11 protein-coding genes are annotated in these 13,041 nt (G+C 63.8%); 6 read left to right on the plus strand and 5 right to left on the minus strand.

What is annotated here, in order from left to right; all coding sequences use genetic code 11:
- Nucleotides 1-161 precede the first annotated feature (161 nt).
- The 3 genes from SPO_RS10280 to SPO_RS10290 are packed head-to-tail and all read left to right on the plus strand — an operon-like array spanning nucleotide 162 to nucleotide 2,211.
- Nucleotides 162-815 (plus strand): alpha/beta hydrolase, encoded by a 654-nt coding sequence (locus SPO_RS10280; RefSeq protein WP_011047753.1) that lies wholly within the window; start codon nucleotides 162-164, stop codon nucleotides 813-815.
- Nucleotides 815-1,054 (plus strand): hypothetical protein, encoded by a 240-nt coding sequence (locus SPO_RS10285; protein ID WP_011047754.1) that lies wholly within the window; start codon nucleotides 815-817, stop codon nucleotides 1,052-1,054. Before SPO_RS10280 ends, SPO_RS10285 begins: the two co-directional genes overlap by 1 nt.
- Nucleotides 1,051-2,211, plus strand: coding sequence for an HD domain-containing protein (locus SPO_RS10290; RefSeq protein WP_011047755.1), 1,161 nt, complete (start codon nucleotides 1,051-1,053; stop codon nucleotides 2,209-2,211). The genes SPO_RS10285 and SPO_RS10290 overlap by 4 nt, the downstream gene beginning before the upstream one ends.
- A 227-nt stretch (nucleotides 2,212-2,438) precedes the next feature.
- On the opposite strand, the gene SPO_RS10295 is transcribed toward SPO_RS10290, so the two are convergent.
- Nucleotides 2,439-3,233: a class II glutamine amidotransferase gene (locus SPO_RS10295; RefSeq protein ID WP_011047756.1), complete on the minus strand. Its 795-nt coding sequence runs from the start codon at nucleotides 3,231-3,233 to the stop codon at nucleotides 2,439-2,441.
- A 226-nt stretch (nucleotides 3,234-3,459) separates the two neighbouring features.
- Here SPO_RS10295 and SPO_RS10300 point away from each other — a divergent pair, with 226 nt between their 5' ends.
- Complete coding sequence (locus SPO_RS10300) at nucleotides 3,460-3,795, plus strand: DMT family transporter (RefSeq protein ID WP_011047757.1); 336 nt, start codon at nucleotides 3,460-3,462, stop codon at nucleotides 3,793-3,795.
- A 113-nt stretch (nucleotides 3,796-3,908) separates the two neighbouring features.
- Nucleotides 3,909-5,729: a translational GTPase TypA gene (gene typA / locus SPO_RS10305; RefSeq protein WP_011047758.1), complete on the plus strand. Its 1,821-nt coding sequence runs from the start codon at nucleotides 3,909-3,911 to the stop codon at nucleotides 5,727-5,729.
- Between the two features lie 97 nt (nucleotides 5,730-5,826).
- Here the strand turns inward: typA and SPO_RS10310 are convergent, their stop codons facing one another.
- The 3 genes from SPO_RS10310 to recA all read right to left on the minus strand — a co-directional run bounded on the left by SPO_RS10310 (nucleotide 5,827) and on the right by recA (nucleotide 10,013).
- Nucleotides 5,827-6,114 (minus strand): DUF1330 domain-containing protein, encoded by a 288-nt coding sequence (locus SPO_RS10310; RefSeq protein ID WP_011047759.1) that lies wholly within the window; start codon nucleotides 6,112-6,114, stop codon nucleotides 5,827-5,829.
- Between the two features lie 4 nt (nucleotides 6,115-6,118).
- Nucleotides 6,119-8,791, minus strand: coding sequence for an alanine--tRNA ligase (alaS, locus tag SPO_RS10315; RefSeq protein WP_011047760.1), 2,673 nt, complete (start codon nucleotides 8,789-8,791; stop codon nucleotides 6,119-6,121).
- Nucleotides 8,792-8,951: 160 nt separating this feature from the next.
- On the minus strand, nucleotides 8,952-10,013 hold the full coding sequence (gene recA, locus SPO_RS10320; RefSeq protein WP_044028263.1) for a recombinase RecA: 1,062 nt from the start codon (nucleotides 10,011-10,013) through the stop codon (nucleotides 8,952-8,954).
- A gap of 192 nt (nucleotides 10,014-10,205) precedes the next feature.
- Here recA and SPO_RS10325 point away from each other — a divergent pair, with 192 nt between their 5' ends.
- Entirely contained in the window at nucleotides 10,206-10,799 is a 594-nt protein-coding gene (locus tag SPO_RS10325; protein ID WP_011047762.1) for a hypothetical protein, read from the plus strand.
- A 6-nt stretch (nucleotides 10,800-10,805) separates the two neighbouring features.
- Here the strand turns inward: SPO_RS10325 and SPO_RS10330 are convergent, their stop codons facing one another.
- The gene (locus tag SPO_RS10330; protein ID WP_084791055.1) at nucleotides 10,806-13,040 is read right to left on the minus strand and encodes a hybrid sensor histidine kinase/response regulator; all 2,235 of its coding nucleotides are present in this window, start codon (nucleotides 13,038-13,040) and stop codon (nucleotides 10,806-10,808) included.
- Nucleotide 13,041: the final 1 nt, after the last annotated feature.

Here is a 13,041-nt window from a genome sequence, read left to right on the forward strand (position 1 = left end):
CAGACGCGCGAAATCATTGACCTTATCGCCCTCAGTGCGTATCTCCCACTGACAGCGTTGCCGGCAAGCGGCACGTGACTTAGAACCATTCTAAGATGCCCGAGGGAATTCGTCAAGTTTAGCCCGGCATCTTCAGACCGCGAGACAGGACGAAAGCACATATGCCCGAGGTGATTTTTCCCGGACCCGAAGGCCGCCTGGAAGGCCGCTACCACCCGCAAAAGGAAAAAGACGCACCCATTGCCATCGTGCTGCACCCGCATCCGCAATTCGGCGGCACCATGAACAACAAGGTCGTCTATAACCTGCATTACGCCTTTTACAATCTGGGATTCACCGTGCTGCGGTTCAATTTCCGTGGGGTCGGGCGCAGCCAGGGCGAATATGATCAGGGCATCGGCGAGCTGAGTGACGCGGCCTCGGCGCTGGATTACCTCCAGTCGATGAACAACAACTCGAAACATTGCTGGGTCGCGGGCTTCTCCTTTGGCGCGTGGATCGGTATGCAGCTGCTGATGCGCCGCCCCGAGATCACCGGATTCATCAGCGTGGCCCCGCCGGCCAACATGTATGATTTCTCGTTCCTGGCGCCCTGCCCGTCTTCGGGCCTGATCATCAACGGCACCTCGGACCGGGTGGCGCCGCCCGCCGATACCCGCTCGCTGGTCAACAAGCTGCATGAACAAAAAGGCATCACCATCACCCATACCGAGGTCGAGGGCGCCGATCACTTCTTCCAGAACCAGCACATGGACACGATGATCACCAGCGTGACCGATTACGTCAAACGCCGCCTCACGGAGACCTCGCGCTGATGTCAGGCACGATCGAGACGCTGGCCGCCAAACTGGCAGAAGACACGCTCGACGCGATGGACCAGACCGGCAACGAGCGGCTTTACATGGAGATCGGCTCGCAACTGGCCGCCTCCTCGCAGTCGCTGGAAGAGGCGTTTCTGACCGAGGTGCGCGTGCGACTGGCCGAACGCGGCGCCCGCCAGGTGCTGGCGCGCCGCCTGGCCGAGTTGAAGGGCAAGGCGAAGGACAGTGAATGAGCGCGCGGCTTGACGCCCAGATCGCCTTTCTGAAACAGGCCGACAGGCTGAAATCGGTCGAGCGGGCCAATGTGCTGCTCGACCTGTCGCGCCCCGAGAATTCCGCCGAACACAGCTGGCATCTGGCGCTTTGGGCGCTGGTGCTGTCGCCCTTTGCAGCGCCGGATGTGGATGTGGACCGCGCCATCCGCATGCTGTTGCTGCACGATCTGGTCGAAATCGAGACCGGCGATCACCCGATCCACGAGGTGACCGACTGGCAGGCGGTGGAACGGGCCGAACGGGCGGCGGCGCGCAAGCTGTTTGGTCTGTTGCCCCCCGATCAGGCGGCGGATTTCCATACGCTCTGGACCGAGTTCGACGCCGATGAAACCGCCGATGCCCGCTATGCCAAGATGCTGGACCGCTGCCAGCCGATGTTTCAGGTACTTTGCGCTGATACGCCCCGGCCTGACCATGTCGAGGTGGTGCGCGAGAATCTGAGCAGCGGGCGCGCGGCCTATCTGGCCGAGGCTTTCCCCGAGGCGCACGCGCATGCGCGTGCGCTGCTTGAGAGGCACCCGCCCGTGACGGGCGGTTTTGGCGACCGGCTGGAGTTTCTGGCCGAAGCAGACCGGTTGAAAACCGTGTTGCGCGCCTCGCGCCTGATGGATGACAGCCGGTTCGAAAACTCGGCCGAACACAGCTGGCACATCATGCTTTATGCCTGGGTTCTGGGGGAATATGCCGCCGCGCCGGTCGATATCGACCGGGTGCTGCGGATGCTGCTGCTGCATGACCTGGTCGAAATCGACGCCGGCGACAACCCGATCCACGGCAATGTGGACCACGCCGCGCAAGAGGCGCTGGAGGCCGCCGCCGCTGAACGCCTGTTCGGCCTGCTGCCCCCTGATCAGGGGGCCGGGCTGCGCGCGATCTGGCAGGAATTCGAGACCGCGCAAAGCGCCGATGCGCTGTTCGGCAAGGCGGTGGACCGGGTGCAGACGCCAATCGCCAATCTGGAAAACGGCGGCGGCTCCTGGGTGACCTATGATGTCAGCCTGCAACAGCTTGTAGCGCGGGTCGGCACCCCGGTCAGCCGGGGCGCCCCGGGCCTATGGGACTGGCTGTTTCCGCAGCTGAGCGATTGCTTTACCCGTCTGGGCCTGCGGCTCTGAGCGGATCAGACACCGCGAGCGGGCTGGGGCTGCTCCAGTTCAGCGGCAGGAACGGGCATATCGGCGGGCGGTGTAAACCCGAGACCGACCCCGACAACAAGCAATGCGGCAATGACGATAGCTTTCGCAAATGGTGTAAGCATGATGAACCTGAACAAAATAGGCGTGGTTGAATAGGATCAGGCTAACCCGCCCGTCCCCCTCGCGCTAGTCAGGTTTTCATCACCCTAGGCCGCCCGGCCAAGATCCGCCGGTGCAAAGTCACGCTCTGCCGCGCCCTCGGCTCCGATGGTCAGCATCCGGCCCGGGCGCAGCTCGGTCCAATCCCCTTCGTCGGTCTCCAGCGGCTCGGACACGACCGCCCAGCCCTGGCGCGCATGGCTGTAGCGATAATAGACCGAGGGCGCGATATGGTCCGATGAATAACGCGCGGCGTAAAGGGTCTGCCCGTCGCTGAAGGCCGCCGAAAGGCGCATATGCGGCGTGGTGCCATGGGCCCGGCTCAACCCTTCGAGGCGCGCGATTGCGCGGGCCAGCGCGCCATGGGGGTCGTGTTCCAGCCCCTCGCTCAGCGCCAGCAGGAACAGAACCTCGGAATCGGTGCTGCCCTTGCGATAGGTGTAGAATTCGTCGGCGATGGCCATGTCCGCCTGTTTGCGGAACGCCTCGAACCCGCCGACCTGGCCGTTATGCATGAAACACCAGCGCCGCGCCGCGAAGGGATGGCAGTTGTTGCGGCTGATACACGACCCGGTCGAGGCCCGCACATGGCTGAGAAACAGGCCCGAGCGCACGTGATGGGCCACCGCCCGCAGGTTGGGGTCGGACCAGGCCGGATAGACATCGCGGTACAACCCAGGTTCGGGTCGGGCATCATACCAGGCCACGCCGAACCCGTCGCCATTGGTGGCGGTCTTGCATTCCTCGGCATGGGCACTTTGGGCGATCAGCGAGTGCCCCGGGCGGGAAATGACATCTTCGAGAAAGATCGGGGTTCCGTGATAGGCGGCCCAACGGCACATGGTTCGCTCTCCAGCTGGGGCGAGTGCTCCCGCGCCCCACGGGTCGGGGCAGCGGCCCCGTCTGATCGCTCTCATTATCGTGAGCGCGCCTTTCCGTCGAGTGAATCACCGAACAGGTACCTGTGCGAATTTTCGCCTTTTGCGGCCCCCTGTCCCGAATCCGGAATTTGCGCTAGGCCGGGACGGACACCCGGTTTCGACCGATTCACCTGCCCGGAGACCGGCCATGCCCCTGCACTATATCTATCTGATCCTTGCCGTCGCGGCCGAGACCGTGGGCACCACCGCGCTGCAGGCCAGCCAGCAATTCACCCGGCTGGTGCCCTCGCTGATCGTGGTGGGCGGCTATGGCATTGCCTTCTTCCTGCTGTCGCTGACCCTGCGCCACATGCCGGTGGGCATCGTCTATGCGATCTGGTCGGGCCTGGGTATCGTGTTCATCGCCTTCATCGGCCTTGTCGTCTTTGGCCAACGGCTGGATCTGCCCGCCATTCTGGGCATCGCGATGATCCTTGCCGGCATCCTGGTGATCCACCTGTTTTCCGGCGCCTCGCCCCACTGACCCCGGCTGACGCCGCGCCGCGGCGTATATCGGCACAAAAGGTGCATTTCCTCTGGCCTTTGGCCGGATCTCGGGCTATGCGCCGGGCCAACTCCCTTAAAAAGGCGGACCTCATGGACCTGCGCAACATTGCGATCATCGCTCACGTGGACCACGGCAAGACGACGCTGGTGGATGAACTGCTGAAACAATCCGGCGCCTTTCGTGAAAACCAGGCCGTCGCCGAACGTGCCATGGACAGCAACGATCTGGAACGCGAGCGGGGGATCACCATCCTGGCCAAGGCGACCTCGGTCGAGTGGCGCGGCACCCGTGTCAATATCGTCGACACCCCCGGCCACGCCGATTTCGGCGGCGAGGTCGAGCGCATCCTGAGCATGGTCGATGGCGTCGTGCTGCTGGTCGATGCCGCCGAGGGTCCGATGCCCCAGACCAAATTCGTGACCTCCAAGGCGCTGGCCCTGGGCCTGCGCCCCATCGTAGTACTGAACAAGGTCGACAAGCCCGATGCGGAACCCGACCGGGCGCTGGACGAATGTTTCGACCTGTTCGCCAATCTGGGCGCCAATGACGAACAGCTCGATTTCCCGCATCTCTACGCTTCGGGGCGTTCGGGCTGGGCTGATACCGATCTGGACGGGCCGCGCAAGGATCTGACGGCGCTGTTTGAACTGGTGGTGCGCCATGTGCCCGCCCCGGCACAGATCGCGCGCAAGGACGAGCCGTTCCGGATGCTGGCCACCACGCTGGGCAGCGACCCGTTCATCGGCCGCATCCTGACCGGCCGGGTGGAAAGCGGCACGCTCAAGGCGGGCGAGACGCTCAAGGCGCTCAGCCGCGACGGCACCCAGATCGAAAGCTTCCGCGCCTCGAAGATCCTCGCCTTCCGGGGTCTCGGCCAGCAGCCCATCGACGTGGCCGAAGCGGGCGATATCGTCACCATCGCCGGCATGAGCAAGGCAACCGTGGCCGACAGCCTGGTCAATCCGCAGGTGAGCGAGGCCCTGCCCGCCCAGCCGATCGACCCGCCGACCATCAGCGTTACCTTCGGCATCAACGACAGCCCGCTGGCGGGCCGCGACGGCAAGAAGGTGCAGAGCCGGGTGATCCGCGACCGCCTGATGAAAGAGGCGGAATCAAACGTGGCGATCCGCGTTACCGACACGCCCGGCGGCGAGGCCTTCGAGGTCGCGGGCCGGGGCGAATTGCAGATGGGCGTGCTGATCGAGAACATGCGCCGCGAAGGGTTCGAGCTCAGCATCTCGCGCCCGCAGGTCCTGTTCCGCGAAGAAGACGGCCAGCGTCTGGAACCGGTCGAGGAAGTCACCATCGACGTGGATGACGAATATACCGGCGCGGTGATCGAAAAGGTGACCGGCCCCCGCCGTGGCGAGCTGGTCGAGATGAAACCGGCCGGCGCCGGCAAGACGCGGATCATTGCCCATGTCCCCTCGCGCGGGCTGATCGGCTATCACGGCGAGTTCCTGACCGATACCCGCGGCACCGGCGTGCTGAACCGGGTGTTCCATGGCTGGACCCCGCACAAGGGCGCCATCCCGGGCCGGCGCGCAGGCGTGCTGATCTCGATGGAAAACGGCCAGTCGGTCGCCTATGCGCTGTGGAACCTCGAAGAGCGCGGCCGCATGTTCATCGGCCCGCAGACCGATGTCTACGAGGGCATGATCATCGGCGAACACAGCCGCGACAACGACCTGGAAGTGAACCCGCTCAAGGGCAAGAAACTGACCAACGTGCGCGCCTCGGGCACCGATGACGCGGTGCGTCTGACCCCGCATATCCAGTTCAGCCTGGAAGAGGCGATCGCCTATATCGACGATGACGAACTGGTCGAAGTGACCCCGAACACGATCCGCCTGCGTAAACGCTATCTCGACCCGCACGAGCGCAAGCGCATGGCCCGGGCGGCCAGCTGAGACACGAAAAAGGGCGCCCTACAGGCGCCCTTTTTTTGGACCAGGCCCGAGATTATTCGACGAATAATCTCGAACGCCGAAAATTCGAAGAATTTTCTTATTCGCTGGTTTCGACCACCATCAACTCACGTTCCGAGGCGCCGCGCGCATGATCCAGCGCCGCCTGGTATTCGGGCGAATTGTAGCATTCCACCGCCGCCTCGACGCTGGGAAAGCGCGCCACAACATTGCGCGGGCGCTCCTTGCCTTCGAGCTGCACGAAGCGACCGCCCCGCGCGATGAAGGTGCCGCCATGTTTGGCGATGGCGGGACCGGCCAGCTCGGCATATTTGCCGTAAGCCTCGGCATCGGTCACCGTCACATGTGCAATCCAGAGTGCGCCCATCGTCTTATCCTCCCAGTACCTGTTCAGCGGCCTTGATCGCCGCATCCGCCTTGCCCGCGTCCTGACCGCCGCCCTGCGCCATGTCTGGCCGGCCGCCGCCGCCCTTGCCGCCAAGCGCCGCAACCGCTGCCTTGACCAGATCCACTGCAGAAACACGGGCCGTCAGATCCTCAGTCACACCAGCCGCAACAGCGGCCTTGCCCCCAGCATCTGCAATCAGCAGCACCGCGCCCGAGCCCATGCGGCTTTTGTGTTCGTCAATGAGCGCGGGCAGGTCCTTGCCCGACACACCCGACAGCACCTGTGCAAGGAAAGGCACGCCACCCACCTCATGCGTCTCGGCGCCGCCACCCTGCCCGGCCCCGCCGGCCATGGCCAGATCGCGGCGCAGCTGCGCCACCTCGTTCTGCAAGGCCTTGCGCTCGTCCATCAGCGCGCGCACCCGCTCGGCCACCTCGGCCGGTTGCGCCTTGAGCATCGCGGTCACCTGCGACAGGCGTGCACCCTCCTGCGACAGGTGGTCGAACGCGGCCTGCCCGGTCAGCGCCTCGATCCGGCGCACACCCGCGCTCGAGGCACTGTCGCCCAGAAGCACGAACATGCCGATATCGCCGGTCTGCGCCACATGGGTGCCGCCGCACAGCTCGATCGACCAGGTCTTGCCATCGGCACCCTTGCCGGTCTCGGCCCGGCCCATGGACACCACGCGCACCTCGTCGCCGTATTTCTCACCAAACAGCGCCTGCGCCCCGATGGCGCGGGCATCGTCGGGCGTCATGATCCGGGTCTCGACGCGCGAGTTCTGTCGGATGAACCGGTTCACCTCGGCCCCGACCTGCGCCAGTTCCGCCTCGGTCAGTGCCTTGGCATGGCTAAAATCGAACCGCAGCCGGTCCGCGGCGTTGAGCGAGCCGCGCTGGGCCACATGATCGCCCAGGGCCTCGCGCAGCGCCTCGTGCAACAGGTGCGTGGCCGAGTGGTTGGCCCGGATCGCGCTGCGGCGGGCATGATCCACCTCCAGCTCGACCGCGTCGCCTTTGGCCAGCGCGCCGCGCTCCATCGTCACCTTATGGGCATAGACCTTGCCATCGGCGAACTTGCGGCTGTCCTCGACCAGCGCCACGTGATCGCGGTTTTCCAGTCGGCGGATCACGCCGGTATCGCCGACCTGGCCACCGGATTCGCCATAGAACGGCGTCTGGTTGGTCACCACCCAGCCGCTGCCGCCCTCGGCAATCCTGTCGCTGAGCGCACCATCGACCACCAGTGCCAGCGCCTGACCCTCGGCCTTTTCGGTGTCATAACCCAGGAAATCGGTTGCACCCGCGACATCCAGCACATCGAACCAGATGGCGTTATCCGTCGACTCGCCCGAGCCCGCCCAGGCAGCGCGCGCCTTGGCCTTCTGCTCGGCCATGGCCGCATCGAACCCGTCGGTATCGACCTTGCGGCCCTTCTCGCGCAGCGCATCCTGCGTCAGGTCCAGCGGAAAACCGTATGTGTCATACAGCTTGAACGCCGCTTCGCCCGGCAGCGGAGCCTCTTCGGGCAGCGCGGTCAGCTCGTCATCCAGCAGCTTCAGACCACGATCCAGCGTCTGCTTGAACCGGGTTTCCTCCAGCAACAGCGTTTCCTCGATCAACGCCTGCGCCCGGCCCAACTCGGGATAGGCCGCGCCCATCTGGCCGACCAGCGTGCGCACCAGCCGGTGCATCACCGGGTCCTTGGCACCCAGAAGATGCGCATGCCGCATTGCCCGCCGCATGATCCGGCGCAGCACATAGCCACGCCCGTCATTGCTGGGCATCACGCCATCCGCGATCAGGAACGAAGTCGAGCGCAGGTGATCGGCGATCACCCGGTGATGCACGTTCTGATCGCCATAGGGATCGACGCTGGTGGCATCGGCCGAGGCCTCGATCAGCGCCTTGAACAGGTCGGTGTCATAATTGTCATGGCTGCCCTGAAGCAGCGCGCCGATCCGCTCCAGCCCCATGCCGGTGTCAATCGACTGCATGTCGAGATCGACCATCGAGCCGTCCTCGAACTTCTCGTTCTGCATGAAGACGATGTTCCAGATCTCGATGAACCGGTCGCCATCCTCTTCTGGGCTGCCCGGAGGGCCGCCCCAGATATGGTCGCCATGGTCATAGAAAATCTCTGTGCAGGGGCCGCAGGGGCCGGTGGGGCCCATCTGCCAGAAATTGTCCGAAGTAGCGATGCGGATGATCCGGCTCTCGGGCACGCCCACCTTCTTCCAGATCTCAAAGGCCTCGTCATCGGTGTGATAGACGGTGGTATAAAGCCGGTCCTTGGGGATGTCGAAATCGCGGGTGATCAGCTCCCAGGCAAAGGGGATCGCCTCGGATTTGAAATAGTCGCCGAACGAGAAATTGCCCAGCATCTCGAAAAACGTGTGATGGCGCGCGGTATAGCCCACATTGTCGAGGTCATTGTGCTTGCCGCCTGCGCGCACGCATTTCTGGGCCGTGGTGGCGCGCACGTAATCGCGCTTGTCCACCCCGGTGAAGCAGTTCTTGAACTGTACCATGCCCGAGTTGGTGAACATCAGCGTCGGGTCGTTGCGCGGCACCAGCGGGCTGGACGGGACGATCGTGTGCCCCTGTTTCGCGAAATAGTTCAGAAAGGTCGATCGGATATCGTTCAGGCTGGGCATTCTGGCTCTCTCGGCGCGAATTCGACAAGGTCTGAGCCGGTTTAGCCGCAGCTTGGGCGATAGTCCACTCCTCGCAGCCGCAGCGCAGAAAAATGGGGCGCCCTGGATGGGACGCCCCTGTTGTCAACTCACCGTGCCTCTCACCGTGCCGCCGGGGCGCTCACGCTTCGAGGATGTCCTCGCCATCGTCGCTCATGTCGAATTCCAACCCGTGCGCGGCGCGGATCTTGTCTTCGATCGCCAGCGCGATGGACTGGTTTTCCCTCAGGAAGGTCTTGGCGTTTTCGCGGCCCTGGCCGATGCGCTCGTCCCCATAAGAGAACCAGCTGCCGGATTTATCGACCACACCGGCCTTGACGCCCAGGTCCAGCAGTTCGCCGGTCTTGGAGATGCCTTCGCCATACATGATGTCGAATTCCACCTGCTTGAAGGGCGGTGCCACCTTGTTCTTGACCACCTTGACGCGGGTGGCGTTGCCCACCACCTCATCGCGGTCCTTGATGGCGCCGATGCGACGGATATCCAGACGCACCGAACTGTAGAATTTCAATGCGTTGCCGCCGGTGGTGGTTTCCGGGCTGCCGAACATCACGCCGATCTTCATGCGGATCTGGTTGATGAAGATCACCATGCATTTCGAGCGGCTGATCGAGCCGGTCAGCTTGCGCATGGCCTGGCTCATCAGGCGGGCATGCACGCCGACGCTGGAATCGCCCATGTCGCCTTCAAGCTCGGATTTCGGGGTCAGCGCGGCGACCGAATCGACCACCACCATGTTGACCGCGCCCGAGCGCACCAGCGTGTCGGTGATCTCCAGCGCCTGTTCTCCGGTATCGGGCTGGCTGATCAGAAGCTCGTCCAGATCGACGCCCAGCTTGCGCGCATATTGCGGGTCAAGCGCATGTTCGGCATCGACAAAGGCACAGACGCCACCGCGTTTTTGCTGCTCGGCGATGCAATGCAGGGTCAGCGTGGTCTTGCCCGAGCTTTCCGGCCCATAGATCTCGACGATCCGGCCCATCGGCAAGCCACCGATCCCCAACGCGATGTCCAGCCCCAGCGAACCGGTCGAGCTTGCCTCGATCTCCTGAATGGCGTTCTCGCCGCCCAGCCTCATGATCGACCCCTTGCCGAACTGTCGTTCGATCTGGGCCAGGGCGCTGTCCAGCGCCTTCTGCTTGTCCGCGCTCTGTTTGCTGCTCATTGTCAGAAGATCCGCCATAATCCTGTCCCCTTCCTTTTGTCACAGGCCGTCTCGGGCCGCAATCGGGTCTTTGTTCACCTCTTGTTCCTTATGGGATCAAAAAGAGAACATTTCAAACAAAATCTTTCTTATTCACTCTTTTCCAATTGTGTTAAGGAGTGGTTTACGCCGTGCAGGTTTTATGGTGCCGACAAAAGGAGCAGAGGGTAGATGCTTGTTTTCTTTAAGGAAAGACTGGTTCTTCTCTCTGTGCCAAAGACCGGAACCACCGCCTATCAGACCGCGCTGCGCGCCCGCGCTGACATTGTCGTGTCCGATCCGCCCGAGCTGAAACACGCGCCGATCTATCGCTATGACCGGTTCTTCCGGCCGATCTTCGAAAAGATGTTCGGGGTCGAAATGGAGATCATGGCGGTGGTGCGCGAGCCGGTGGATTGGCTGGGCAGCTGGTACCGTTATCGCCGGCGCCCCTTCATGCAGGGCAAACCCAACGCCACCCACGGCCTCAGCTTCGATGACTTCGTCACCGCCTATATGCAGGGCAAGCGCCCCGGCTTTGCCAATGTGGGCAGTCAGGCGCGGTTTCTGACGCCGCGCCCCAATGGCTGCACCGTCAGCCACCTGTTCAAATACGAGAACCAGCCGGGTATCCGTGCCTTTCTGCAGGACCGCTTGCAGACCGAGATCGCACCGCCGCGGGAAAACGTCTCGCCCGATCTGCCGCTGGACCTGTCCCCCGAAATCGCCGAGCGGCTGCGCCGCAAATGCGCCGAGGAATTCGATCTGCACGCAAGCGCTACCTGAGCAGGATCAGTGCAATTGCTGATGCACCGTTTCGGTCAGCTGCGTCAGCGAAAAGGGTTTGGGCAGGAACACGGAATTGGGCAGCGCGCTGTCGGTCTCGCCAAAAGCGCCCTCGGAATAACCCGAGACAAAGACGACGCGCACATCGGGCCGTTCCTGCAACGCCTTGCGGACCCAGGTTGGCCCGTCCAGCCCGGGCATCACCACATCGGTGACAAAGACATCGACGGAAAGTTCGGGATCCTCGAGCAGGCGCAGCGCCTCTTCGGCCGAATCCGCCTCGATCACCGTGTAACCGCGCAGCCGCAGCGCGCGCGAGGCGAATGCCCGCACCGGCGCCTCGTCCTCGACCAGCAGCACGACACCGGCCCCATGGGTGGCCACGGGTTTGGCGGCACGCGCCGGCACCGGCCGCTCCTCGCCCGCAGCGGCCTGATAGGCCGGCAGGTAGAGGGTGAATTCCGATCCCTTGCCCAGAACGCTGTCGACAAAGATAAAACCACCGGTCTGCTTGACGATGCCATAGACGGTCGAAAGACCCAGCCCGGTGCCCTCGCCAGTGCGCTTGGTGGTATAGAAAGGTTCGAAGATTTTCTGCAACTTGTCCGGTTCGATCCCGGTCCCCTCGTCGCGGACCTTGACGGTGACATATTCGCCGATCGGCAGGGTCGCACGGTCGCGCTCCAGGGGCTCGTCCAGCGTCATCACCTCGGTCTCGATGCGAATCTCGCCGCCCTGAGGCATCGCGTCGCGCGCGTTGACAACCAGGTTCATCAGCACCTGTTCCAGCTGCCGCTTGTCGGCGCGCACCGATTTCAGCACCGGATCATGGCTGAGTGTCAGGGTCACCTTTTCACCCACCAGCCGGTTCAGCAGGTGGATCAGGTCGGCCAGGGTGTCGCGCAGATCCAGAACCTCGGGGCGCAGGGTCTGTTTGCGCGAGAAAGCCAGCAACTGGCTGACCAGAGCAGCCGCGCGATTGGCATTCTGGTTGATCTGCACCAGGTCGCCATAATCGGGATCGCCCTGATCGTGGCGCAGCAGCAACAGGTCGCAATGGCCCGAGATCGCCGTCAGCAGGTTGTTGAAATCATGTGCGACACCGCCCGCAAGCTGGCCCACCGCCTGCATTTTCTGGCTTTGCACGAATTGCGCCTCGAGCGTCTTAAGTTCGGTGGCGTCGTTCAGCACTGCGATCAGGCCGCTCTGACCCGCCTCGTTGATCGGGCTCAGCGTGACCTGCACGAACATTTCGCTGTCACGCCCACTAAGGCGCAGGAATTCCGACCGGGGGGCACCGGCCTCTTCCGCGGTCTGGCGAAGCCAGTCGGGGATCGGACGGCCAAGGCCCAGCATCAACTGATCCAGCGTGGTATCGGGTTCGATCGGGCCGCCCAGCAGATCCTGGGCCAGCCGGTTCACCTCCAGCACTTTGCCCGTGGCCGTCAGGCGCATCATCGCCACCGGCAGGGTGGCGAAATCGGGCGCCTTGCCTGGCCCCATCTCGCCCTTGACCGGGATCAGGAACAGTTCCTGCCGGCCCGGGCTGTTGGAAATTTCGACCACGATCGCGGGCGCGCTTCCCTCGCCCGTGCTGACATGATTGATCTCGCCGGCCCTGTAGGGCAGTTGCAGAAACAGCCGATCCAGCGATTTTATCCGCGAGCCGATAAATCCGCGCGCCGCTTCGTTCATGAACAGCACAGCGCCCGAACGCCCGATGGTCAGCATCGGCAGTGGCAGGCTGTCGGCGCGGCTGCTGGCGGCGGTGCGATCGGTGATATCCTCGACCCGCCACAGGAACCCGACCTCGCCCAGCACATGCACCGACAGGCGGATATGGCCGCGCCGGGTCACCACATCCTCGCGCGCGTTGCCTTCGATCCGGGCCCGGCATTGCAGCCGGTAGAGCACCGCCGAGGGATTGCCGAAGATCGACCGCAGCGTAGCGGCCAGCGTCTCGTCACTGGTGCCCGAGAACCGGATCGAGGCGGCGGCATTGCGGGCCTGTATCGCGCCCTCTTCATCGGTGACAAAGCTGGGGGTGGCGTCCTTTTCGATGAACCCCGCCAGCAGGCGGCGCATCTGGGTTTCCACCCCAATCGCGCTGCGGCCCTGAAAAAGCAGCCAGCCGGTGACCAGAACCGAGGATCCGCCTGCCGCGATCAGCGCCTTCTGTACGAAACCGGGCAGATCCCACAAGGCCGCCGCGGCAAAGGCCGCCAGGGCCAGCAGCAACATC

The sequence above is a fragment of the Ruegeria pomeroyi DSS-3 genome, assembly GCF_000011965.2.
GTDB lineage: Bacteria > Pseudomonadota > Alphaproteobacteria > Rhodobacterales > Rhodobacteraceae > Ruegeria_B > Ruegeria_B pomeroyi.